The sequence below is a fragment of the Microbacterium rhizomatis genome (assembly GCF_008710745.1).
GTDB lineage: Bacteria > Actinomycetota > Actinomycetes > Actinomycetales > Microbacteriaceae > Microbacterium > Microbacterium rhizomatis.
In genome coordinates this window covers 118258-138950 of sequence record NZ_VYSA01000001.1, presented here as the reverse complement: position 1 = coordinate 138950, position 20693 = coordinate 118258, and the positions used below count along the sequence as shown (strand labels likewise).

Genomic DNA, 20693 nt, shown 5'->3' with positions numbered 1-20693 from the left:
AGAAACCGTGGAGATCCGCATCGGCATTGCGAACACCGGCCGTGAGCTCAGCTTCGAGACGAGCGAGCCGGCAGACGCCGTCAAGAAGTCGGTCGCGACCGCACTCGACGCCGGCGCCACCCACGTCACGTTCAGCGACACCAAGGGCAACTCTTACATCGTGCCCACGAGTGGTCTCGCCTACATCGAGCTCGGCACCGAGGAGTCGCGCCGCGTCGGTTTCGTCGCCTGATGCAGATCCTCCTCGCCCTCATCGTCGGCGCCGTCTTCGGGATCGCCGCGCACTACGCCGCGCCCGGGCGCGACACGCGGGGCGTGGCGGTGGGCCCCGTGATCGGAGCCATCGTGGGCGGAGTCGTCTGGCTGATCTTCACGTGGGCGGGCGTCGGAATCGACAACCCATGGATCTGGCTCGTCTCATTCATCGCACCGTTCCCGATCGTGTATCCGATCCTCCGGGTGCTGGGCGGCGTGCGCAGGGCACGCGACACCCGCGAGCGCGCGAGACTCCGGATCTCTTAGACCGGTCACCCGGGTGCGCTCATGGCGTGGGCGATCCGCATGCCGCGACCACGTAGTCGAACAGGGCGCCTCGCTGGGCGTCGCTCGCGACGAGCGTGAGCGTGCCGGTCGCGGCGGGTTCGCCGAGAAGTTCGGCCGTCGTGTCGAACCGGGTCCCGACCTTGTCCTCGGCGATCGCGTGCAGATCGCATCGGGCCGGCACGGCCTCCAGCAAAACGCTCGCCGTGTGGCCGGGCTCGACCGTCGTGGCCGGTTCCCACGTCCAACCGCCGCCGGCGGGCTGCAGGAGCGTCGTGCTCTTGACCGAATCGAGGCGGATCCCCTGATCGCCGTGCACGGTCGCGGTCACCGTCAGTACGGCGACGAGCCCGGCATCCGTCGTCTTGGTGGTGACATCGGTGATCTCGACGGATGCCGTCGCAGCGAGCTTCTGCGCGAAGCACTCAGCCGCCTGGTGCCTGCCGAGGAAACCGTACGGATCGTCGACGGCGTAGTCCGCGGACGTCGCACCGGCCGGAGTGGTGAATGCGATCCGGGCGGTCCCGGTCTCGGCGGGATCCCCCGCGCAGTCGGTGCCGGGGACGGCGAAGGTGACTGATCGCTTCGATCCGGCGGGAATCCGCAGTTGGCCGGACCACGCGATCGCGTCGGTGAGACTCGACGTCGAGTACGAGACGCTCGCCAGCGAGATCGCATCCGAGCCGGCGTTGGCGATCACGATCGAAGCCTCACCCTTCGCGATGTAGAGGCGATCCTGATTGATCGACACGCTCACGCCCGTCGGCGCGGGGAGCGGCGTCGGCGCATCCGTCGGCGTACAGCCGGTCAGGGCTGTGCCGAGCAGCGCACACGCGGCCAGGCCCGCCCCTATGCCCCTCATCGTGCGCCGCTGACGTGTGGCCCGCATCGCTTCTGACCGGCTTCGCTACTCTGACCGGCTTCGCTAAGCCGCGAGGCCCATCGCGTCCATGCGACGGGAATGGGCCGACATGAGCGCCGTGAAGACGGGCTCCACCTTCTTCTCATCGGCGACCTCGAGCGTGGAGGGCCGCAGCGCTGCACGCGCGATGAGCAGGGTGTCACCGACCAGGCGTCTGCCCCACAGGGCGAGCAGCGAGCGCCACTGCGGGTCGCTGCCGATCGTGGCGCCGATGATGTCGACGATCGCCTGCCGGTCATCGTCGGCCTGCAGGATGCGTGCGACCTTTCGCCCGGTATCGCCATAGCTGGCGGAGAGCGACAAGTAGAAGTCGTCCAGCATCCCCGCCGTGATGTGCACCGAGAGCATCGTCTCCTGCGGACGATCGCCGTGCGTGGCGCGACGGAATGCGTCCAGCGGCTCGCGGAACGGAAGCATGAGTGATGTCGGGTCGTCGCCGCGCTCGCGGATGAGCGCGATGAGGGCTTCGTGCTTGGTGAGCGCCGCACCCGCCGCGCGCGAGAGCGATTCCTTCTCGGCGAGCTCGGGGGTGGAGGCGATCAGTTCGCTCAGTGTCTCGAAGTAGCCCAGTTGAAGGTACGCGGCCTGACCGAGGAAGGTGTCGACCTCTGGCGCGAGCTCTGCGAAGTCGACGCGAGTCGCATCGCCCTGGTCGCCCCGGGAGCGCAGACTGAGCACCCGGTCCGCGGGGCGGCGCTGCCAGAACCACTTCACCACGCCCACAGCCTAGCCGCCGACCTCCCGCCGTCACGCGGTGGCGCCACGTGATTCACAAGCGCGGGGATGCCGTCATTCCGGCGATCCGTGCAAAGCCCGGTATCGTTGAGCTGTCCCGGCATCGGATCGGGCCCCCGCGCCTGTGGCTGAGTGAAGGGCGTGGAACCTTCACCCCGGCGGCATCTCACCGCCAGACAGGCTCATATCGTGACGACCTTCGCCGAACTCGGCGTCGATCAGGACATCATCGATGTCCTCGCCAGCAAGGGCATCGTCGATGCCTTCCCCATCCAGGAGCAGACGATCCCGCTGGGCTTGCCCGGTCAGGACATCATCGGCCAGGCCAAGACCGGAACGGGCAAGACCTTCGGATTCGGCATCCCCGTTGTGCAGCGCCTCGGACCCAACCCCGAACACGGCGTGAAGGCGCTCATCGTCGTTCCGACCCGCGAGCTGTGCGTGCAGGTCTACGAAGACATCGACATGCTCACCTCGGGCCGCAGCACGAGCGTGGTGGCCATCTACGGCGGCAAGGCCTACGAGGGCCAGATCGAACAGCTCAAGGCGGGCGCGCAGATCGTCGTCGGCACCCCCGGGCGACTGATCGACCTCAACAACCAGCGCCTGCTCGATCTCTCGCACGCGACCGAGGTCGTGCTCGACGAGGCCGACAAGATGCTCGACCTCGGGTTCCTGCCCGACATCGAGAAGATCTTCCAGAAGGTGCCGGCCATCCGCCACACCCAGCTGTTCTCGGCGACGATGCCCGGTCCGATCGTCGCTCTGGCGCGTCGCTTCATGTCGAACCCGATCCACATCCGGGCGACCGATCCCGACGAGGGCCTGACCCAGGCAAACATCCGCCACCTCGTCTACCGCGCGCACTCGCTCGACAAGGACGAGGTCATCGCCCGCATCCTGCAGGCCGAAGGTCGCGGCAAGACCGTCATCTTCACCCGCACCAAGCGTGCCGCTCAGCGCCTCTCGGACGAGCTGGGCGACCGGGGGTTCAACACCGCGTCGGTGCACGGCGACATGAGCCAGGAGGCGCGTGAGCGCTCGATGGCCGCGTTCAAGGCCGGCAAGAAGGACGTGCTGATCGCGACCGATGTGGCCGCGCGCGGCATCGACGTCGACGACGTCACGCACGTGATCAACCACACGATCCCCGACGATGAGAAGACCTACCTGCACCGCGCGGGCCGCACGGGTCGTGCAGGCAAGACGGGCATCGCCGTGACGTTCGTCGACTGGGACGACCTGCACAAGTGGGCGCTCATCAACCGCGCGCTCGAGTTCGGCCAGCCCGAGCCCACCGAGACCTACTCGTCGAGCCCGCACCTGTTCTCCGACCTCGACATCCCCGCCGGCACCAAGGGGCGCCTCAGCACGGCACCCCGCACCCAGACGGTCAAGACGCAGGATGCCGGGCGCTCGGCCGGCTCGGATCGCTCCGGGGGACGCGACGGAGACGCCAGCCGTCGCCGCCGCCGCACCGGCGGATCGACCGGCCCCGCCTCCGCGCCCGCGGCCACGACGACCGAGGTCATCGCCGTGCACGGCGCGAACGACGCCAACGACGGCGAGGGCACGCATGACGGCGGCGGCAACGAGCACCACGACGGCAATGCCGCTCCGCGGCGCCGTCGCCGTCGCCGTGGCGGCTCACGTCCGAGCGGCGCCCCCGCGGGCGCCTGACGCTCAGGACTCTCGCACCGACGCAGGAGATCTCACCGCGACAGGACGGTTCACGCCGATTCGTCCTGCGCCGGTGAGATCTCCTGTTCTCGTGCGGTCGGCGGCGAGCCGGCGGGAGCCGTGACGGATGCCGGCACACGGGCCGCTATGGTGAAACCGCGGCCGGGATGACGCATCCTGCCCGCATGTCCTCGTCACATCATTCGAAAGGCACACACCGTGCGATTCATCGAAGCCGTCACCACGACCGGCTACCAATATCAGGGCTTCTGGGGCTCCTTCTGGGACATCATCTGGTGGTTCCTGTGGATCTTCGTCTTCGTCGCCTACCTCTTCGTGCTCTTCGCGATCTTGGGAGACCTGTTCCGCGACCACAAGCTGAACGGCTGGTGGAAGGCCGTATGGATCGTCTTCCTGGTGTTCTTCCCTTTCATCACCGCGCTGGTGTACCTCATCGCGCGTGGCCGGGGAATGGCCGAGCGCGGCCAGGCTCAGGCCAAAGCGCAGCAGGAGGCTCAGGCGGCGTACATCCAGTCCGTCGCAGGCGGCGCCGCGGCATCGAGCCCCGCAGACGAGATCGCCAAGGCCAAGACGCTCCTGGATGCAGGGACGATCACCCAGGCCGAGTACGACCAGATCAAGACCAAGGCGCTCGGCTGATCGCTCGCCGTTGCCGCCCGGAGGCGCCCTCGTCTATGCGTAGACGGGGGCGCTTCCCGTTGCACGAGAGATGAGACGGGCGACCATGTCATCGGCCGTCGTGTTCTCGCCCGGCAGGTTCGGCTTGCCCGACCCGTGGTAGTCGCTGGACCCCGTGACGATCAGGTCGCGCTCGACGCAGAGCCGACGCAGCGTTCGCACGCCCGGTTCGAGGTTCTCACGGTGGGCGAGTTCGAACCCGCCGAGGCCTGCTTCCAGCATCCGCTCCATCAGGGTCATCGGCAGCAGACCGGCGCGTCCCGCGGGGTGGGCGATGATCGCCACGCCCCCCGCGCCTGTCACGAGCCGGACCGCGGTGACCGGGTCAGGGGCATACAGCGCGACGTAGTAGTCGCCCGCTGGACTCAGGATGCTCGCGAACGCCTCCGTCCGATCGTGCACGTGCCCACGCGCGACGAGCGCATCGGCGATGTGCGGACGTCCGACCGTGGCCCCGTCCGACGTCTGGGCCACGATGTCGTCCCAGTCCAGGTCGTAGTCGCGCGAGATGCGATCGGCCATGGTGCGCGCGCGATCGAGCCGCGACGAGCGGATCCGATCGGTCATCGCCCGGAGGGCGGCGTCATCCGGGTCGATCAGATACGCGAGCACGTGGACGCTCCGCCACTCGTACTTGGCGGACAGCTCCATCCCCGGGATGAAGGTCATTCCGAGGGATGCCGTCGCCTCGGCCGCCTCGGCCCACCCCGACGTGGTGTCGTGATCGGTGAGCGCCACCGTCCGAAGTCCGTACCGATGCGCCGAGGCCATGACCTCGGCCGCCGACTCGGTGCCGTCCGAGTGCACGGAGTGCAGGTGCAGGTCGCTCGGCCCTGCGAATCGCTGCATCCCCTCCACCCCCCGAGCGTACCGCCCCCCGCTCGCCCCCCTCTTTCACTCCGCGAGACCGGATGGGCGGAACGAGACCGGGCGCATCTGTTGCGGTCTCGTGGCGCCCATCCGGTCTCGCGGAGGGAGAGAACAGGGGCGGTACGCCGGGATCTCCCAGACTGCTGACATAGATTTGCGGCGTGCTGCGCCTGCTCGGAATACTCTTCGCCCTGCTCTGCGCGGCCGCGGCGGCGATCCTCACCTGGCCGCAGTTCTTCCACCTGGAGCGCACGTTCCCGATCGCTCAATTGGTGTCGTTCCGAGGTCTGGTCGCCCTGGGGTTCGCGGCCCTCATGCTCGTCGCCCTGCTCCTGGCGATCATCAGGCCGATCCGCGCATTCGCGCTCTCACTCGCCCTCATCGCGCTGGTCGCCGGCGGAGCCAACGGCGCGATCGTGTTCTCGCGCGGCATGGGCACCGACGCACTGCCGGCCAAGACAGAGGCCAGCGTCCGCGTGATGACGTGGAACACCGCGGGAACGGCCACCTCGCCGCAGGAGATCGCGCAGATCGCGGTGGCGATGGATGCCGACATCGTGACGCTCCCCGAGACGACGATCGAGACCGGGGAACAGGTGGCGATCGCGATGCGCGACCTCGGGCACCCCATGTGGGCGCACCACGCCGCCAATCCGTCGACCCAGTGGGATGCGGGTTCCACGACCCTCCTCATCTCGCCGAGCATGGGCAGCTACTCCGTCATCGAGTCCTCACAGGACGGGACGAGCAACACCTCCACCGTGCCCAGCGCCGTGGCGATGCCGACGACCGGCGACGGTCCGATCGTCGTGGCCGCGCACGCCGTCGCGCCGAGGCAGAGCTACATGCAGGATTGGCGGAGCGATCTGCAGTGGCTCGCCGATCAGTGCGCCGCCGACAACGTGATCATGGCCGGGGACTTCAACGCCACGCTCGACCACATGAGCGGGCTCGGCACAGACGGCGGCGCTCTGGGGCGGTGTCACGACGCCGCAGCGGAGACGGACAACGGCGGTGTCGGTACGTGGACGACCGCGTTTCCTGCGCTCCTGGGCGCGCCGATCGATCATGTGATGGCGTCGGCGAACTGGCGGGCCACCGGCTCGGTCGTCCTCCGCAACCTCGATGCGTCGGGCAGCGACCACCGCCCTCTCATCGTCCAGCTCGAACCCGCCGGCTGACACGCGCCGGCCGCGGAAACCCGCGCACCGGCTCGACACACGCGCGCGGCCGAGTGGGACAATGAGGGCATGAACACCTCAGGCGACAGCACGATGGCGACCGGCACGACCGAGGCACTCGCGGAGGCAGGGGCGCAAAGCGACGCGCCGCAGCCCAACGCCGTCACCAACCGGCGCCAGCCGTTTCCGAAGGGCTTCCTCGACACCATTTCGACGGGGTGGGCCGAACGGCCGGAGACACTCCCGCCGCAGCGCGTGCAGGCGCCGTTCGCCGCCGCTCGCCGCGACGTCGTCTCGGCGGCTTTCCCGGGCAAGCGGCTCGTCGTGCCGGCGGGCGAGGTCAAGGTGCGCAGCAACGACACGGACTACCCTTTCCGCGCTCACTCGGCCTTCGCCCACCTCAGCGGCTGGGGATCGGACTCCGAGCCGGGCGCCGTTCTCGTCTTCGATCCGAACGATGCCGGAGGGCATGACGTCACCCTCTACTTCCGCGAGCGGGCAGACCGGACGACGACGGAGTTCTACGGGGATGCCTCGATCGGCGAGTTCTGGATCGGCCCACGACCCGCATTGACCGGAGTGGCGGCCGACCTCGGTGTCGCCACCGCGCACATCGACGGTTTCGAAGAGCGCGAGGACGACCTCGTCGTCGACGAGGACGCCGGCCTCACCCGCTTCGTCTCGGAGCTCCGCCTCACCAAGGACGACTACGAGATCGCCCAGATGCGATCGGCGGTGGAGGCGACAGCGCTCGGCTTCGACGACATCGTCGCCGACCTTCCGCGCATCATCGCGCACCCCCGCGGCGAGCGTGTCGTCGAGGGTGTCTTCCACCAGCGCGCCCGCACCGACGGGAATGGGGAGGGATACGACACGATCGCCGCCTCCGGCCCGCACGCGTGCTATCTGCACTGGACGCGCAACGACGGCCCTGTCGTCGCCGGCGACCTGATCCTCGTGGACGCCGGGGTCGAGGTGGACAGCCTCTACACCGCCGACATCACGCGGACCATCCCCGTCAGCGGCACGTTCACCGCCACCCAGCGGCTGGTGTACGAGACGGTGCGCGAGGCCGCCGACGCCGCGTTCGCCGCCGCCCAGCCCGGCGTGAGATTCCGTGCCGTGCACGATGCGGCCATGGCGGTCATCGCGGCGCGGACGGCCGAATGGGGCCTGCTGCCGGTCACGGCGGAAGAGGCGCTCGACGCGGATCTCGGTGGTCAGCACCGGCGCTACATGGTGCACGGCACGAGCCACCACCTCGGAATCGACGTCCACGACTGCGCGCAGGCCCGCCGCGAGATGTACTACGACGGCGTCCTCGAGGCGGGCATGGTCTTCACGATCGAGCCGGGGCTGTACTTCCAGATCGACGACCTCACGGTGCCCGAAGAGTTCCGTGGCATCGGAGTGCGCATCGAAGACGACATCCTCATGACCGTCGACGGGCCGGTGAGCCTCTCGGCCGACATTCCGCGCACCGCCGACGAGGTCGAGGCCTGGGTGTCGCGGCTGCGCAGCGAGTGACCTCCCCGCGCGGGTTCACGTCCCCGGCCGGTTTCACGTCTCCCGACGAGTTCACCACCCGCCCGACTCTGGAGGGCACGTTCGGGATGTCAGCATCCACGCACTGGCTCGCGACGGCGAGCGCGCAGGCCGTCCTGGAGCGGGGAGGGAACGCGTTCGACGCCGCGGTGGCGGGCGGCTTCGTCCTGCATGTCGTGGAGCCGCATCTGAACGGTCCCGGCGGCGACCTCGTCGGGATCTTCGCGACGGCGGCGGACCCGGCGACTCCGGTCGTGCTGATGGGCCAGGGACCGGCGCCCATGGGAGCTTCGATCGCACACTTCCGCGCCGAAGGACTCACCTCGGTCCCCGGGGCCGGTGGCCTCGCTGCCGCGGTCCCCGGTGCCGTCGACGCATGGTTGACTCTCCTGCGGGATCACGGCACGTGGGAGCTCGCCGACGTCCTCTCGTTCGCGATCGGCTACGCGCGGGACGGTCACGCGCTCTCGCCCACCGCGGCCGCGACGATCGATCGGGTGGCAGACCTCTTCCAGCAGGACTGGCCGTCATCCGCGGCGCTGTGGATGCCGGAGGGCACCGCTCCCGCCGCAGGAACGATCGTCCGCAACCCGGCCTACGCGGCGGTTCTCGAGGAGCTCGTCGCCGCCGGCACGCGCAGCCCCGATCGCGCGTCGCGCATCGATGCCGCGCTGCGCGAATGGCGTCGCGGGCGCGTCGCCCACGAGGCCTCCGACTTCTTGGCGCGAGCCCACCGGCACTCCGACGGCCGCGATCATCCGGGCGTCATCACCCCGGCTGATTTCGCCGGATTCAGCGCGGGATACGAGCCGGCGGTCTCCGTCGAGGTGTGGGGCCACACGGTCGCGAAGGCAGGAGCGTGGACGCAGGGCCCTGCCCTCCTGCAGACGCTGCTGATTCTGGAAGGGCTCGAGCCATCGGCGATCGACCCCGCGACGGCGGAGGGAGCTCACGCGATCGTCGAAGCTCTGAAGCTTGCCCTCGCCGACCGTGACGCGTACTTCGGCGACGGTGACGTGCCCCTTCCGGAGCTGCTGGAGCCTTCCTACCTCGCCGCGCGCCGCGCGCAGATCGGAGCGGCGGCCTCGCGCGAATGGCGTCCGGGCGCGGTGGGCGGTCAGGAGCCGTTCCGGCCTCCGCTGCGAGAGGACGGCGCCGCGCCCGCTTCCGCGGGAACCGGTGAACCGACGGTCGCGCGATCCGGCGAGACCCGCGGCGACACATGCCACATCGACGTCGTGGATCGCTGGGGGAACATCATCGCGGTCACACCGTCGGGCGGATGGCTGCAGTCCTCGCCGACGATCCCGACACTGGGCTTCTGCCTCGGCACGCGACTCCAGATGACGTGGCTGGATCCCGCCTCCCCGTCGGCGCTGCACCCGGGGCGGCGACCGCGCACGACGCTCACCCCCACGCTCGTGCTCCGAGACGGTCAGGCGGTGATGGCGATGGGCACCCCCGGCGGCGATCAGCAAGAGCAGTGGCAGGTCCCTGTGCTGGTGCGCGTCCTGGTCGGCGGGTACTCGCCGCAGCAGGCGATCGACGCGCCGAGCCTGCACACCACTGCCCTCATCGACTCGTTCTGGCCGCGCACGTGGCAACCGGCCGGTGTCGTTGTGGAAGCGCGGATCGGCGAGGTCATCATCGACCAGCTCGAGGCCCGAGGCCATGTCGTCACGCGTGCGGGCGAATGGGCACTGGGCCGCGTCTCCGCGGTCGGCATCGATCGCGACCGGGCGACCGTGTGGGCGGCAGCCAATCCACGCGGCATGCAGGGGTACGCCGCGGGTCGCTGACCCCCCTCGCCGCTGTCCGTCCGTGTCAGACCCGGTCGCGCAAGAACGCCGCGACCACCGCCGCGAGCTCTTCGCCGATCTCATCGGCCGGGCGCTTGCGGCCCTTCACCTCGAAGGAGTGTCCGCCGCCCTCGATCCACACGATGTGCGCGTCCTGACAGGACCAGACAGCCTCCTCCAGCTGTGCGCGCGGATCGATGAACGGGTCGTTCGTGCCCTCCACGAACAGCTGGGGCGCGGCGATCGACGGAAGATGGGCCACGCGCGGTCTGGACGGGTCACCAGGCGGGTGCAGCGGGTAACCGAGATACACGAGCCCCGCGGGATCGATCACGCCCTCGGCCGCAGCCATCGACGCCATCCGGCCCCCATACGACTTCCCCGCCGCCCAGAACGGCACACCGGGCACGAGCTCGCGGGCACGCGCCTCCAGCGCGCCCCACGTGGCGATCGCGTGCGCGGGCGGCCCCGGCATCCGTCGTCCCGCCTCGAGATACGGAAAGGTGAACCGAGTTGTTGCGACGCCGTGAGATCGCAGCCCGCGCGATACACCGAGAAGGAACGGATGCCGCATCCCCGCGCCGGCACCGTGGGCGAGACCGACCACGGCCCACGGATCGTCGGGAGCGTCGATGTCGACGGATACCTCCACGACCCCGCCGGGCAGGGTCACGGCGAGCCGCTCGTCCACGAGCGGCTCAGCGGGAGGGTGTCGTGTGGTCGGACTGATCGGCGGCGGGCTCGGCAGCACCCTCGTCCGGTGCAGGCACAGCCTGCTCCGGGGGTTCCGGCGCGCGCTCCGCAGGATCTTGCGGCGCGCGCTCCGCAGGATCTTGCGGCACCCGCTCGCCGTATCGCGGGCGCTCGGGCTCATGTTCCGCCCGCACGTCTGCCGGCGGGGTCGGAGCCGTTCCCCCGGCGGGCGGACGCGGAGCGGACGGCCTCGCGGGCACAGGCGCGTTCTGCGCACCGAGGATCTGCCGCGCGCGATGGATCGCGCTCGCCGATACCGCGATGTCGTAGCTGTCGGCGGTCACCTGCATAACCGACGCGAAGTCTCTGCGCCGACGGACGAAGGAGTACGACACGATGCTCAGCAGCATCCCGATCGCGATACCTACGAAGAGCACGCCGACGAAGACCTGGATGGGAACCGACGGCGTTCCGAGCACCACGATCGCGGAGAAGAAGAGGCCCAGGAGCACACCGTTGATGGCGCCGGAGCGCGCGGCTGCGGCGTAGCCGAGTCGGCCGGTGACCCGTTCGACCGATCGCAGGCCCTGGCCGACGATCGCGATCTCTCTGGCGGGAACCTCGCCGGCGATGAGCGCCGACACGGCCTTCTGCGCCGCCTCGTAGGTCGGGTAGGTAGCGATCGTCTCGCCGACCGCACCGCGCCCCTGGGGAATTCGAGGGCCCATCATGCTCATGCCTCCATCTTCGCACGCGCCCCTATGACCACTCCGAGCGGGCCCGCGAGGATCCCACGTCACCGGGCTACGCTGGAGCGGTGAGCACGCAGAGGGTTTTCGTCGCACGCCTGGCCGGCTGCGCCGTGTTCGATCCCGTGGGTGATCGTCTCGGCAAAGTCCGCGATGTCGTGGTCATCTATCGAAAAGATGACCCGCCCCGCGTGATCGGCCTGATCGTCGAGATCCCCGGCCGCCGCCACGTCTTCGTCTCCATCGGGCGGGTGACCTCGATCGCGACAGGTCAGGTGATCACGACCGGCCTGATCAACGTGCGCCGTTTTCAGCAGCGCGGCGGCGAGGTGCGCGTGATGGCCGAGATGCTGGGGCGCCGTGTGTCGCTCAGCGGGACCTCCGGCGAAGCCGTGATCGAGGACGTCGCGATCGAGCGGGACCGTCTCGGGCAATGGGACGTCGGACAGCTGTTCCTGCGCCATCCCAAGACCAGCGCCTCACCCTTCGCGAAGGGCACGACCTCGTTCGCGATGTGGTCGCAGGTCCGCGAGCAGCAGCTGCCCGGCGAGTCGCAGTCCGCCGAGCAGCTCGTCGCGAGCTACTCGGAGATGAAGCCCGCCGACCTGGCCAACACGCTCCTGGACCTTCCGGAGGAACGGCTGTTCGAGGTGGTCGACGAGCTCTCGGACGATCGGCTGGCCGATGCCCTCGAAGAGATGCCGGAAGAGGAGCAGGTTCACATCCTCGAGTCGCTCGGCGACGAGCGCGCCGCCGACATCCTCGACGCGATGGAGCCGGACGATGCGGCCGACGTTCTCGGCCAGCTCACCGAGGAACAGCGCGAAGAGCTCCTCGAGCTCATGGAGCCCGAAGAGGCGGAAGACGTCCGTGCGCTGCTGAAATACCTCCCTGATACGGCAGGCGGGCTCATGACCCCCGAGCCGATCGTGCTGTCCGCCGACGCGACCGTCGCAGAAGCGCTGGCGCTCATCCGCCGCCACGAACTGCACCCCGCACTGGCTGCGGCCATCTTCGTGACTCTCCCGCCGTACGAGACACCCACCGGCCGCCTGCTCGGGACGGTGCATTTCCAGCGGATGCTGCGCTACCCGCCGCACGAGCGCCTGGGCGCGATCATCGACGACACCCTCGATCCGGTTCCCGCATCGGCCTCCGCGACGGAGGTCGCCCGGATGCTGGCGAGCTACAACCTCGTCTCACTGCCGGTGGTGGATCAAGCGCGCCGCCTCGTGGGCGCGGTATCGGTCGACGACGTGCTCGACTACCTCCTTCCCGAGGACTGGCGCTCGCACGATGGCGATGACGACGTCACCACGCCTGCCGTGCCGCCCACCACGGCCTCCATTCCGAGGCGGCGCTGATGGCGCGCACCTCGCGGCAGCCCACGCTCGATGCGCCGCGCGGGCGCACCGGCATGCTGAGCCGCAACCCGCAGCCCTCCAGCGACCGGTTCGGGCGGTTCTCCGAGGCCTTCGCCCGCGCAATGGGAACGTCGGGCTTCTTGATCGGGATGACGATCTTCGTCACCCTCTGGCTGCTGTGGAACACCCTCGCCCCCGTCGACATGCAGTTCGACCCGGTGGCGACCAACTTCACGCTGCTCACGCTCATCCTGTCGCTGCAGGCCTCCTACGCCGCCCCACTCATCCTCCTCGCGCAGAATCGGCAGGACGACCGCGACCGGGTGCAGATCGAGCAGGACAGGCAGCGGGCCGAGCGCAACCTCGCCGACACGGAGTATCTGGCCCGCGAGATCGTCGCCCTCCGGATGGCGGTCAACGACTTCCATCATGAGGTCATGACGAAGGACGTGCTGCGTGCAGAGCTCAAGGCGCTTCTGGAGCGTCTGGACGAGCCCGGGGCGCAGAAACGGTGACGCGCGCAGAAATGACCGGCGACCGGTGACGGACGATACGGCCGACCTCGTCCGTCACGCCGTCGGCGCCGTCGTCGATCCCGAACTGCGCCGGCCACTGGCCGAGCTCGACATGGTCCGCGGGATCGGTGTCGACGGGAGTGTCGCGCGCGTCGAGATCGCCCTGACGATCGTGGGATGCCCCGCGGCGTCGCGCATCGAGTCGGAGGTGCGGTCGGCCGCGGCATCCGTCCCGGGGATCTCGCAGGTGGATCTCACTGTCGGCGTCATGTCACCCGACGAGCGGCACGCCCTCACCGACAGACTCCGGGGCGGTCGCGCAGCAAGGCAGATGCCGTTCGGGCCTGGTTCGCTCACGCGCGTGATCGCCGTCACCAGCGGCAAAGGAGGTGTCGGCAAGTCCACCGTCACCGCGAATCTCGCCGTCGCCCTGGCCGCGCGAGGCCTGGCCGTGGGCCTGGTCGACGCTGATGTGCACGGGTTCTCGATCCCCGCCTTGCTCGGGCTCGTGGACGCCGACGGGCTCCCGCCGTCGCCGACCCGCATCGATGACCTGATGCTCCCGCCCGTCGCCCACGGGGTGAAGGCGATCTCGATCGGCATGTTCCTCAGGCGCACGACGGACGGCCCGCTCGGCGCCGTCGCGTGGCGCGGTCCGATGCTGCACCGCACCGTGCAGCAGTTCCTCACCGATGTCTACTTCGGCGACCTGGACGTGCTGCTCTTGGACATGCCGCCGGGGACGGGGGATGTCGCGATCTCGGTCGGGCAGCTGCTCCCCCAGGCCGATGTGCTCGTGGTCACGACGCCGCAGTCGGCGGCATCCGATGTCGCCGTCCGCAGCGGCCTCGTCGCCCGCCAGACCGGTCAGCGCGTCATCGGGGTCGTCGAGAACATGGCGGCCATGACCCTCCCCGACGGCACGACGCTCGATCTGTTCGGCGCAGGCGGCGGGGCGCAGGTCGCGGGCGCGCTCTCGTCTGACGGCGAGGATGTCCGCGTGCTGGCGTCGATTCCTCTGAGTCCTGCGCTGCGCGCAGACGGTGACGATGGCATACCCGCCGTCCTCGCCCATCCGGACGACCCGGCGGCGGCCGCGATCACCTCGCTCGCGGCCGAACTGGCCGCCCAGCCTCGCGGCCTTCAGGGCAAGGCCTTGCCCTTCTCCCCGCGCTGACGGACGACCCGCGCCGCAGCTGCTCAGGTCGCCTCGGAATCGAACGGGGTCGAGACCGCGCGCGAACCATCGCCGCGGTCCATGGCCGCCGCGCCCGCTGCCGTCATGGCCGCCGTCACCGAAGCCGCTGTCGCTGCCGCTTTCACCGTGGGGACGGGCGCGTCATCCAGAAGCGCCTCGCGGATGATCCGGCGGGGGTCGTACTGCCGCGGGTCGAGCTTGCGCCAATCGACGTCGTCGAACTCGGGGCCCATCTCTTCCTTGACCCGGCTCCGAGCGCCACGGAGGAAATCCCGTGCCCGTCCAGCCCAGTGCGCGAGGCCCTCGGCATACCGGGGCAACCGTTCCGGGCCGATGAGGACGGCCGCGATCACGCCGATCAGCAGGAGCTTCTCGATCGTGAGCCCGAAGAACATGCCTTCAGATTACCCGCCGCGCCTGAGGTGTTCCCTATGACTGCCCGCGTAGTCTGGGCAGCGGAGGAGCACGCATGGCTGGATACGACGCGAACGACAGATTCGCCGCCGAGTCCGTCGTCGAGCCCGATCACATCTCACGCGCCAGGGCGCACGCGCTGGAGCTCGGCGCAGCCCCTGTGAGCGCCGCCGTGGGAGCTCAGATCGCCGTGCTCTCGGCAGCATCCGCAGCCCTGAACATCGTCGAGATCGGCACAGGTGCCGGCGTGTCGGGGCTCTGGCTCCTGCACGGGTCACCGCGAGCGACGCTGACCACGATCGACAACGAGCCCGAGCACCTCGGCGCGGCGCGTCAGGCGTTCGCCGACGCTCGGATCCCTCCCGCCCGCGCGCGCTTCATCACCGGCCGTGCGGCGGATGTCCTCCCCCGCATGAACGAGGCTTCGTACGACATCGTGCTGGTGGATGCCGACCCCGAAGGTGTCATCGAGTACGTCGAGCACGGACTGCGTCTCGTTCGCCCCGGCGGAACGGTGCTCGTGCCGCGTGTGCTCGGCGGGGGCGCCGTGGCCGACCCGGTCCGCCGCGACCCGCAGACGACGGCGTACCGTTCACTCATCCTCGAGACGCAGTCATCGCCTGCCGTGATCGGCGCGCTCTCCATCGTCGGCGAGGGACTGCTTCAGCTGACGACGATCCCCGACCCGCGCGACTGAGGGCTAAAGGTCCCGGCCCGAAGGCACCGGCCCCCCGCAACGACGGAACGGCCGGTCAACCGACCGGCCGTTCCACGAATCGCGTGCTCAGAGATCAGGCAGGTGCGACAACCCCGCCCAGCACGTCGTAGAGCTCCTTGGCTTCGGCGTCATTCACGGAGACGACAAGGCGTCCGCCGCCTTCGAGCGGCACCCGGACGATGATCAGACGCCCTTCCTTCACGGCCTCCATCGGTCCGTCTCCGGTTCTCGGCTTCATCGCTGCCATCGTGGCTCCCTTTCCTCGTAGGTCTGCACATTAAGTTTATCGTGCGCTGAGAGTCCCGGAGTTCCGCGGCGGTGTTGGTTCAGGGGATCTGCCAATACGTGTTCCCGAGCGCGTACATGTTGTAGATCCACCACCACTGCCCGAGAAGGCAGGCGGCGAGGACGCCGACCCGCCACACTCGGGAACGCGGCATCGCAGCCGCACCCCACAGGGGCGAGATCGGCAGCAGCAGGCGGAAGAGGCTCGACTGAGGGAAGAACACGACGAGCAGGTATCCGAGGTAGCTCGCGATCCACAGCCGCAGCTCCACTCCGAGTCGGCGTACGTGCGGTTCGAAGAGCAGGAGCGCGGCGACAGCCATCACGGCCACCGCGAGCACCACGTATCCCGTCACCTCGCCCAGCCCCCACGAACCGAACCAGAACGCGGCACCGCGAAAGAACCCGTCGAACGGAACGAACCCGCTGTCGCCGCCAGCCAGCCAGTTCCTCCGCCACGCGAGCTCGGTCGCGAGGTATGCGCCCGAATCGCCCGTGACGATGCCGGCGATGACCTGCCAGGCGAATCCGACCACCACGGCCAGTGCACTGAGCGCAACGATGTGCACGGTCTCGCGCACACCGAGCGGCTCGGTACGGCGTCGAATCCACCGTGAAATGCCGAACAGCCCCAGGAAAAGAGCGAAGGCGAGCACGCCGGGCCTCGTGAAGCCCATGAGCGGAATCAGCAGGTAGAGCCACCCGTACCGCCGGCGCTGCACCAGGAGAAGTGCCAGAAACAGCCACAGCAGGAAGAGCGACTCCGCGTAGCCGACCTGGAACATCGCCGCGAGCGGGGCGGACGCGAAGAAGGCAACCGCCCACATCGCGGTCTGCTCGTCGACGGCCGCCCGCGAGCTCCCGGACTCGCCTGCAGCGGCGGGACGCAGCATCCGATAGAGAACGAGACAGGCGAGGTACCCCGCGACGAGCGAGATCACGACAGCGGCAGCACCCCACGAGCCGAACACCGCCCCCAGCGCGGAAGACAGGTACGCGTAGACCGGCATGAACGCCCACTGGTTCTCGGCGACGGCACCCGTGGCGGTGAGCGGGAGCGTAGCGGGGTAGCCGTTGATCGCCGTGAACCAGTACCACTGCGCGTCCCACCCGACCATGAGATCGCCGATGCGGGCGTCCGGGCCGAATCGAGAACCGACCCCCGACAGCGCGGCGGCCAGCAGGAGGAACCCGGTCGTGACGATCCGTGCGCCCACGTAGAGCACCGCGATCCGCGCCGCGACGGGCAGCGCGCTCCAGCGACGCTTCTGCGTGCGCTCAGTCAGGAGGCCGTCAGCCACGACCGGAGTCCGCGTTCGACATCCTCGATCTGGGAGAGCGGCACGCGCTCCTCGTCGTGGTGCGCGAGCTGAGGATCGCCGGGACCGTAGTTCACGGCGGGGATCCCCATCGCCGAGAACCGGGCGACGTCGGTCCAGCCGTACTTCGGTTTCGGAGCGGATCCGACGGCCGCGACGAATTCACGCGCGAGGGGGGCGTCCAGCCCCGGCCGCGCACCGGGTGCGACGTCTACGACATCGACATCGAAGCCGGAGAAGACGTCGCGGACATGTTGCTCGGCGTCGATGGGACTCAGACTCGGGGCGAATCGGTAATTGACCTCCACCTCGCAGAGGTCGGGGATGACGTTGCCCGCGATGCCGCCGTGGATCCGGACGGCGTTCAGTCCCTCTCTGTACTCGAGACCGTCGACGGCGACCTCGCGCGGGCGGTACTCCGAGAGCCGCTCGAGAACGGCCCCGGCCCGGTGGATCGCGTTCTCGCCGATCCATGCCCGTGCGCTGTGGGCCCGTACGCCCCGCGTGCGCACGATGGCCCGCATGTTGCCGTTGCAACCGCCTTCGACCTGAGCGCCCGTCGGCTCCCCGAGGATCGCGAAGTCTCCGGCGAACAGGTCGGGCCGCATGCGTGCCAGCCGGGTCAACCCGTTCAGATCGGCATCCACTTCTTCATGGTCGTACCACATCCACGTCAGGTCGACGCGGGGATCGGTCAGCTCGGCGGCGAGCTTCAGCTGCACCGCGACACCGGCCTTCATGTCGACCGTGCCCCTCCCCCACAGGTACGGCTGACCGTCGATCTCGATATCGCGCGTGGGCAGGTTGCCGTTGATGGGCACCGTGTCGATGTGGCCCGCGATGACGACCCGCTGTGCCCGGCCGAGCATCGTGCGCGCGACGATCGTGTCTCCGTCGCGTGAGACTTCGAGATGGGCGAGAGCGCCCACCGCCTCGTCGATCAGGTCGGCGAGTGCTCGTTCGTCACCGGACACACTGGGGACGTCGCAGATCGCGCGGGTGAGATCGATCGACGACGCGGAGAGGTCGAGCTGCGGCATCCCCCGAGTCTACCGACCGGGTCCCACGCCCATCCGTTCGCTACCGTGGGTGCATGAGCGATGAGAGATGGATCTGGGGAATCGGGCTGGCGACGGCATCCGCCGATGGAACGATCTTGGATGCCTGGTTCCCCGAGCCTCAGGTCGGGCGGCTGCCGCTCGGCTTCGACCCGGCGATCCCGCCCGCGCAGCTCGAGCAGCTCGCTGTGCCCGACGACCGCCGTGGCGTGACGGTCAACACGCTCGCGATCGAGGTCGATCTGGATGCGCCGCCGTCATCGACCCCTGATGCCTACCTTCGGCTGCACGCCCTGTCGCACCGACTCGCTCTGCCGAACACCCTGAACCTCGACGGCATCTTCGCCCACCTGCCGAACGTGGCGTGGACGACCGCGGGTCCGATGCACCCGGACGACCTCACGCGTCTGCGACCGTTCCTCCTGCGCGACGGCATTCAGGTGCAGGGACTCGACAAGTTCCCCCGGCTCCTCGACTACGTCACGCCACCCGGCGTGCGTATCGCCGACGCCTCTCGCGTGCGGCTGGGCGCTTATCTGTCGCCGGGCACGACGGTGATGCATGAGGGTTTCGTGAACTTCAACGCCGGCACGCTCGGCTCCTCGATGGTGGAGGGCCGGATCTCGCAGGGTGTCGTCGTCGGGGACGGCAGCGACATCGGCGGTGGGTCCTCCATCATGGGCACGCTGTCGGGCGGCGGCGCTCACCGTGTCTCGATCGGGCGACGCACACTGCTGGGTGCGAATGCCGGCATCGGCATATCCCTCGGTGACGACTGCGTCGTCGAGGCCGGCCTCTACGTCACGGCCGGCTCGAAGATCGTGCTGGCGGACGAAGCGCCGCGGCACGACGGATCGCTCCCGTCGGTCAAGGGGGCGGAACTCTCGGGGCGAGACGGAATGCTCTACCGTCGCAACTCGCTCACCGGCGCGATCGAAGCGGTGCGCCGCACGGGCGTGGGGGTCACCCTCAACGAGGCGCTGCACGCGTAGAGTCGCACCAACCTTTCCGAGGAGGAACGCCCGTGAGCAAGCGCATGCCGAAGAAGCTCTACGAGTCGGAACTCATGCGACTGCAGGCGGAGCTCGTCGACATGCAGGCCTGGGTGCAGCAGAGCGGGGCTCGGGTCGTCGTGCTCTTCGAGGGCCGCGACGCAGCGGGTAAAGGCTCGACCATCAAGCGCGTGTCGGAGTACCTCAATCCGCGCGTGACGAGGATCGTCGCGTTGCCTACTCCGAGCGAACGCGACAAGACGCGCTGGTACTTCCAGCGATACGTGCCGCATCTGCCCGCCGCCGGTGAGATCGTCCTCATGGACCGCTCCTGGTACAACCGGGCCGGCGTCGAGCGGGTCATGGGCTACTGCACCGATGCACAGTACGAGCGGTTCCTGCGGCAAGCACCGATCTTCGAGCGGATGCTGATCGAAGACGGCATCCTTCTCCTCAAGTACTGGTTCAGCGTCTCCGACATCGAGCAGGAGAAGAGGTTCCGATCGCGCGCCGAAGACCCGATGCGGCGCTGGAAGCTGAGCCCGAACGACGTCTCGTCGATCACGAAGTGGGAAGACTACTCGCGAGCCAAGGACGCGATGTTCGTCCACACCGATACCCCTGAGTCTCCCTGGTTCGAGGTGGACAACGAGGACAAGCGCCGCGGCCGCGTCAACATGATCGCGCATCTGCTCTCACAGATCCCCTACGGTCCGGTTGCGCGCGAGGTGGTCGATATCCCGGCGCGCCCGCCCGCGGGCACTTACAACCGCCCCCCGCAGAAGTTCAGTTCGCACGTCCCCGACTACGCAGCGACGGTCGAGGCACGCAAGAAGCGCTGAACCCGAGGTTCACGGTGCCCGTGCCACGAACTGACAACCGGGCTTGCCAATGATCCCGTTTCGTTTAATATACTAGTATGAGTATTCTGATCGCGAGTGCGCTCGCTCTTGCCAGTATCGTCCCAACGGTTGCGCCGGCTGTCGCGCCCGAGCAGGACGGAGTGTGCGGAGCACACGCCGCCTCCTGGGTCGGGGCCAGCTACACCGGCACCAGCGCAAAATTCGACTCCACCGCCACCTTCGACCTCGAGCTCGGGACGGCGGGTGACCTCGTCACGACGAAGGTCGCCACCGGAACGTATTGGGGCTCAGCCGAAGTCGATTTCACGACATCCGGGTCGAATCAGGGAATGCAGATCTCCCCGAGCGGCGCTTTCTCGTGGACCACATACGAAGACACCCCCGACGGACGCGTCCCGGTATCCACACAGAGCGTGCAGGCCAAGAGCTGCGACGCGGACGGGATGGTCACCATCGCATCGGTCAGTGTGTCGGGAGGCTTTCTGGGGCTGTTCAGCTTCGAAGGTGACCTTCAGCGCCGCTGACCCCACGACGGGTCGCCCCCCTGCCAGGTG

The 20693-nt window shown here is 68.9% G+C and carries 23 protein-coding genes; 14 read left to right on the top strand and 9 right to left on the bottom strand.

Annotated elements, in window-relative coordinates; genetic code table 11:
- Positions 1-7: 7 nt before the first annotated feature.
- Both F6B43_RS00745 and F6B43_RS00740 read left to right on the top strand, forming a co-directional pair.
- Positions 8-232, top strand: coding sequence for a DUF3107 domain-containing protein (locus F6B43_RS00745; protein WP_150447067.1), 225 nt, complete (start codon positions 8-10; stop codon positions 230-232).
- A complete protein-coding gene (locus F6B43_RS00740; protein ID WP_150447066.1) occupies positions 232-522 on the top strand; it encodes a hypothetical protein in 291 nt (96 codons plus the stop codon). The genes F6B43_RS00745 and F6B43_RS00740 overlap by 1 nt, the downstream gene beginning before the upstream one ends.
- 19 nt (positions 523-541) lie before the next feature.
- Here F6B43_RS00740 and F6B43_RS00735 read toward each other — a convergent pair whose 3' ends face one another.
- Positions 542-1402, bottom strand: a complete 861-nt coding sequence (locus tag F6B43_RS00735; RefSeq protein WP_150447065.1) for a hypothetical protein — start codon at positions 1400-1402, stop codon at positions 542-544.
- A 63-nt stretch (positions 1403-1465) separates the two neighbouring features.
- Positions 1466-2179 (bottom strand): ferritin-like fold-containing protein, encoded by a 714-nt coding sequence (locus F6B43_RS00730; RefSeq protein WP_150447064.1) that lies wholly within the window; start codon positions 2177-2179, stop codon positions 1466-1468.
- Between the two features lie 207 nt (positions 2180-2386).
- Between F6B43_RS00730 and F6B43_RS00725 the strand changes: the two genes are divergently transcribed.
- Both F6B43_RS00725 and F6B43_RS00720 read left to right on the top strand, forming a co-directional pair.
- On the top strand, positions 2387-3877 hold the full coding sequence (locus tag F6B43_RS00725; protein ID WP_150447063.1) for a DEAD/DEAH box helicase: 1491 nt from the start codon (positions 2387-2389) through the stop codon (positions 3875-3877).
- A 219-nt stretch (positions 3878-4096) separates the two neighbouring features.
- Complete coding sequence (locus tag F6B43_RS00720) at positions 4097-4537, top strand: SHOCT domain-containing protein (protein ID WP_150447062.1); 441 nt, start codon at positions 4097-4099, stop codon at positions 4535-4537.
- Positions 4538-4570: 33 nt separating this feature from the next.
- Here the strand turns inward: F6B43_RS00720 and F6B43_RS00715 are convergent, their stop codons facing one another.
- Complete coding sequence (locus F6B43_RS00715) at positions 4571-5425, bottom strand: PHP domain-containing protein (RefSeq protein WP_150448340.1); 855 nt, start codon at positions 5423-5425, stop codon at positions 4571-4573.
- A 182-nt stretch (positions 5426-5607) separates the two neighbouring features.
- Between F6B43_RS00715 and F6B43_RS00710 the strand changes: the two genes are divergently transcribed.
- From F6B43_RS00710 to F6B43_RS00700, 3 genes are all read left to right on the top strand, one after another.
- Positions 5608-6627 carry an endonuclease/exonuclease/phosphatase family protein gene (locus F6B43_RS00710; RefSeq protein ID WP_150447061.1) on the top strand — a complete coding sequence of 340 codons (1020 nt, stop codon included), beginning with the start codon at positions 5608-5610 and terminating at the stop codon, positions 6625-6627.
- A 69-nt stretch (positions 6628-6696) separates the two neighbouring features.
- Positions 6697-8154 (top strand): aminopeptidase P family protein, encoded by a 1458-nt coding sequence (locus F6B43_RS00705; RefSeq protein ID WP_150447060.1) that lies wholly within the window; start codon positions 6697-6699, stop codon positions 8152-8154.
- An 86-nt stretch (positions 8155-8240) separates the two neighbouring features.
- The gene (locus tag F6B43_RS00700; RefSeq protein ID WP_150448339.1) at positions 8241-9971 is read left to right on the top strand and encodes a gamma-glutamyltransferase family protein; all 1731 of its coding nucleotides are present in this window, start codon (positions 8241-8243) and stop codon (positions 9969-9971) included.
- A 25-nt stretch (positions 9972-9996) separates the two neighbouring features.
- Here the strand turns inward: F6B43_RS00700 and F6B43_RS00695 are convergent, their stop codons facing one another.
- Both F6B43_RS00695 and F6B43_RS19795 read right to left on the bottom strand, forming a co-directional pair.
- On the bottom strand, positions 9997-10662 hold the full coding sequence (locus F6B43_RS00695) for an alpha/beta hydrolase family protein (protein ID WP_150447059.1): 666 nt from the start codon (positions 10660-10662) through the stop codon (positions 9997-9999).
- A gap of 7 nt (positions 10663-10669) precedes the next feature.
- Positions 10670-11401: a YflT domain-containing protein gene (locus F6B43_RS19795; protein WP_246159733.1), complete on the bottom strand. Its 732-nt coding sequence runs from the start codon at positions 11399-11401 to the stop codon at positions 10670-10672.
- An 80-nt stretch (positions 11402-11481) separates the two neighbouring features.
- Between F6B43_RS19795 and F6B43_RS00685 the strand changes: the two genes are divergently transcribed.
- Genes F6B43_RS00685 through F6B43_RS00675 form a run of 3 tightly spaced genes read left to right on the top strand, consistent with a single transcriptional unit; the run spans position 11482 to position 14469 of the window.
- Positions 11482-12777 (top strand): magnesium transporter MgtE N-terminal domain-containing protein, encoded by a 1296-nt coding sequence (locus F6B43_RS00685; RefSeq protein WP_150447058.1) that lies wholly within the window; start codon positions 11482-11484, stop codon positions 12775-12777.
- Positions 12777-13292 carry a DUF1003 domain-containing protein gene (locus tag F6B43_RS00680; RefSeq protein ID WP_150447057.1) on the top strand — a complete coding sequence of 172 codons (516 nt, stop codon included), beginning with the start codon at positions 12777-12779 and terminating at the stop codon, positions 13290-13292. The genes F6B43_RS00685 and F6B43_RS00680 overlap by 1 nt, the downstream gene beginning before the upstream one ends.
- Before the next feature lie 25 nt (positions 13293-13317).
- Positions 13318-14469, top strand: a complete 1152-nt coding sequence (locus F6B43_RS00675) for a P-loop NTPase (protein ID WP_150447056.1) — start codon at positions 13318-13320, stop codon at positions 14467-14469.
- Positions 14470-14492: 23 nt separating this feature from the next.
- Here F6B43_RS00675 and F6B43_RS00670 read toward each other — a convergent pair whose 3' ends face one another.
- On the bottom strand, positions 14493-14885 hold the full coding sequence (locus F6B43_RS00670) for a twin-arginine translocase TatA/TatE family subunit (protein WP_246159732.1): 393 nt from the start codon (positions 14883-14885) through the stop codon (positions 14493-14495).
- A 74-nt stretch (positions 14886-14959) separates the two neighbouring features.
- Between F6B43_RS00670 and F6B43_RS00665 the strand changes: the two genes are divergently transcribed.
- A complete protein-coding gene (locus F6B43_RS00665) occupies positions 14960-15601 on the top strand; it encodes an O-methyltransferase (protein WP_150447055.1) in 642 nt (213 codons plus the stop codon).
- 94 nt (positions 15602-15695) lie between these two features.
- Here the strand turns inward: F6B43_RS00665 and F6B43_RS00660 are convergent, their stop codons facing one another.
- The 3 genes from F6B43_RS00660 to dapE form a co-directional block, all read right to left on the bottom strand.
- Positions 15696-15869: a DUF3117 domain-containing protein gene (locus tag F6B43_RS00660; protein WP_127095811.1), complete on the bottom strand. Its 174-nt coding sequence runs from the start codon at positions 15867-15869 to the stop codon at positions 15696-15698.
- 79 nt (positions 15870-15948) lie between these two features.
- Positions 15949-17208, bottom strand: coding sequence for a hypothetical protein (locus F6B43_RS00655; protein WP_246159731.1), 1260 nt, complete (start codon positions 17206-17208; stop codon positions 15949-15951).
- Complete coding sequence (dapE, locus tag F6B43_RS00650) at positions 17190-18266, bottom strand: succinyl-diaminopimelate desuccinylase (RefSeq protein WP_150447054.1); 1077 nt, start codon at positions 18264-18266, stop codon at positions 17190-17192. Before dapE ends, F6B43_RS00655 begins: the two co-directional genes overlap by 19 nt.
- A gap of 53 nt (positions 18267-18319) precedes the next feature.
- Between dapE and dapD the strand changes: the two genes are divergently transcribed.
- From dapD to F6B43_RS00635, 3 genes are all read left to right on the top strand, one after another.
- Positions 18320-19276, top strand: a complete 957-nt coding sequence (gene dapD, locus F6B43_RS00645; RefSeq protein ID WP_150447053.1) for a 2,3,4,5-tetrahydropyridine-2,6-dicarboxylate N-succinyltransferase — start codon at positions 18320-18322, stop codon at positions 19274-19276.
- Positions 19277-19320: 44 nt separating this feature from the next.
- Positions 19321-20118 carry a polyphosphate kinase 2 gene (gene ppk2, locus F6B43_RS00640; protein ID WP_150448337.1) on the top strand — a complete coding sequence of 266 codons (798 nt, stop codon included), beginning with the start codon at positions 19321-19323 and terminating at the stop codon, positions 20116-20118.
- 77 nt (positions 20119-20195) lie between these two features.
- Positions 20196-20663, top strand: coding sequence for a hypothetical protein (locus F6B43_RS00635; RefSeq protein ID WP_150447052.1), 468 nt, complete (start codon positions 20196-20198; stop codon positions 20661-20663).
- Positions 20664-20693 lie beyond the last annotated feature (30 nt).

Bases quoted from the DNA above. Each gene is read 5' to 3' on its own strand.
- F6B43_RS00740 (WP_150447066.1), top strand. From the start codon at position 232: ATGCAGATCCTCCTCGCCCTCATCGTCGGCGCCGTCTTCGGGATCGCC.
- F6B43_RS00735 (WP_150447065.1), bottom strand. From the start codon at position 1,402: ATGAGGGGCATAGGGGCGGGCCTGGCCGCGTGTGCGCTGCTCGGCACA.
- F6B43_RS00715 (WP_150448340.1), bottom strand. From the start codon at position 5,425: ATGCAGCGATTCGCAGGGCCGAGCGACCTGCACCTGCACTCCGTGCAC.
- F6B43_RS00705 (WP_150447060.1), top strand. From the start codon at position 6,697: ATGAACACCTCAGGCGACAGCACGATGGCGACCGGCACGACCGAGGCA.
- F6B43_RS00700 (WP_150448339.1), top strand. From the start codon at position 8,241: ATGTCAGCATCCACGCACTGGCTCGCGACGGCGAGCGCGCAGGCCGTC.
- F6B43_RS19795 (WP_246159733.1), bottom strand. From the start codon at position 11,401: ATGAGCATGATGGGCCCTCGAATTCCCCAGGGGCGCGGTGCGGTCGGC.
- F6B43_RS00680 (WP_150447057.1), top strand. From the start codon at position 12,777: ATGGCGCGCACCTCGCGGCAGCCCACGCTCGATGCGCCGCGCGGGCGC.
- F6B43_RS00670 (WP_246159732.1), bottom strand. From the start codon at position 14,885: ATGTTCTTCGGGCTCACGATCGAGAAGCTCCTGCTGATCGGCGTGATC.
- F6B43_RS00665 (WP_150447055.1), top strand. From the start codon at position 14,960: ATGGCTGGATACGACGCGAACGACAGATTCGCCGCCGAGTCCGTCGTC.
- F6B43_RS00660 (WP_127095811.1), bottom strand. From the start codon at position 15,869: ATGGCAGCGATGAAGCCGAGAACCGGAGACGGACCGATGGAGGCCGTG.
- dapE (WP_150447054.1), bottom strand. From the start codon at position 18,266: ATGCCGCAGCTCGACCTCTCCGCGTCGTCGATCGATCTCACCCGCGCG.
- dapD (WP_150447053.1), top strand. From the start codon at position 18,320: ATGAGCGATGAGAGATGGATCTGGGGAATCGGGCTGGCGACGGCATCC.
- ppk2 (WP_150448337.1), top strand. From the start codon at position 19,321: ATGCCGAAGAAGCTCTACGAGTCGGAACTCATGCGACTGCAGGCGGAG.
- F6B43_RS00635 (WP_150447052.1), top strand. From the start codon at position 20,196: ATGAGTATTCTGATCGCGAGTGCGCTCGCTCTTGCCAGTATCGTCCCA.